Origin of the sequence: Prevotella sp. P4-119, assembly GCF_002251345.1 — a bacterium.
GTDB lineage: Bacteria > Bacteroidota > Bacteroidia > Bacteroidales > Bacteroidaceae > Prevotella.
Genome location: NZ_NPJB01000066.1, coordinates 1 through 1,843, shown reverse-complemented (window position 1 = coordinate 1,843; position 1,843 = coordinate 1). Strand labels below are relative to the sequence as shown.

Here is a 1,843-nt window from a genome sequence, read left to right as displayed (position 1 = left end):
GTTAGCACAAGAAGCCGAAGGAGTGTCTGAACAAACCAATGCTTCATCCCATTCTTTTGAAACTACCTTAATCATCTAAGATCCGTCTCCAGAAAGGAGGTGTTCCAGCCGCACCTTCCGGTACGGCTACCTTGTTACGACTTAGCCCCAATCACCGGTTTCACCCTAGGCCGACCCTTGCGGTCACGGACTTCAGGTGCCCCCAGCTTTCATGGCTTGACGGGCGGTGTGTACAAGGCCCGGGAACGTATTCACCGCGCCATGGCTGATGCGCGATTACTAGCGAATCCAGCTTCGTGGGGTCGGGTTGCAGACCCCAGTCCGAACTGAGGATGGCTTTCTTGATTAGAATGCACTTGCGTACACCCAACTCTCTGTACCACCCATTGTAACACGTGTGTAGCCCCGGACGTAAGGGCCGTGCTGATTTGACGTCATCCCCACCTTCCTCACACCTTACGGTGGCAGTGTCTCCAGAGTGCCCAGCATAACCTGATGGCAACTGAAGAGAGGGGTTGCGCTCGTTATGGCACTTAAGCCGACACCTCACGGCACGAGCTGACGACAACCATGCAGCACCTCCATAGGCGCCCCGAAGGGCCTCACCATCTCTGGATCGTTCGCCTACAGTTCAAGCCCGGGTAAGGTTCCTCGCGTATCATCGAATTAAACCACATGTTCCTCCGCTTGTGCGGGCCCCCGTCAATTCCTTTGAGTTTCACCGTTGCCGGCGTACTCCCCAGGTGGGATGCTTAACGCTTTCGCTTGGGCGCTCACTGTATATCGCAAACACCGGGCATCCATCGTTTACCGTGCGGACTACCAGGGTATCTAATCCTGTTCGATACCCGCACTTTCGAGCTTTAGCGTCAGTTGTAGCCTTGTCAGCTGCCTTCGCAATCGGAGTTCTTCGTGATATCTAAGCATTTCACCGCTACACCACAAATTCCGCTGACATCGAATACACTCAAGTCTCACAGTTCGCGACGCACATCATACGGTTGAGCCGCTGCATTTCACGTCACGCTTATAAGACCGCCTGCGCTCCCTTTAAACCCAATAAATCCGGATAACGCCCGGACCTTCCGTATTACCGCGGCTGCTGGCACGGAATTAGCCGGTCCTTATTCATAAGGTACATGCAAAACAGGACACGTCCCGTATTTTATTCCCTTATAAAAGAGGTTTACAACCCATAGGGCAGTCATCCCTCACGCTACTTGGCTGGTTCAGGCTTCCGCCCATTGACCAATATTCCTCACTGCTGCCTCCCGTAGGAGTTTGGACCGTGTCTCAGTTCCAATGTGGGGGACCTTCCTCTCAGAACCCCTACTGATCGTTGCCTTGGTGGGCCGTTACCCCGCCAACAAGCTAATCAGACGCATCCCCATCCCATAGCGATGAATCTTTGTTCCACATCAGATGCCGTCCGTGGAAAACATCAGGCATTAATTCGACTTTCGCCGGGCTATTCCTGACTATGGGGAAGGTTGGATACGCGTTACTCACCCGTGCGCCGGTCGCCATCTATCAAAGCAAGCTTCGATAATGCTGCCCCTCGACTTGCATGTGTTAAGCCTGTAGCTAGCGTTCATCCTGAGCCAGGATCAAACTCTCCATTGTAAAAATATCTTTGATACTTCTTAAAGAAGTGTCGTGTCTCTGTTCAGAACGAATCTCATATCCGGTAGTATCATGGATCATAAAGCACCTTGATTCCTAAAAATCGACGGTTCGTAAATTCACCCAAGACTGTACTCATAAAAGTAAGTCTCGCTTCTTGTACTACTACTTCTCTGTTTTATGTAAATCTTTCAAAGAACTCTTCCTTCAGTGCTTGTCA

The 1,843-nt window shown here is 51.4% G+C and carries 1 rRNA gene; it reads right to left on the bottom strand.

Annotation, left to right across the window (positions count from 1 at the left end):
• Positions 1–92: 92 nt before the first annotated feature.
• Positions 93–1,623, bottom strand: a 16S ribosomal RNA gene (locus tag CIK89_RS07330).
• Between the last annotated feature and the right edge of the window lie 220 nt (positions 1,624–1,843).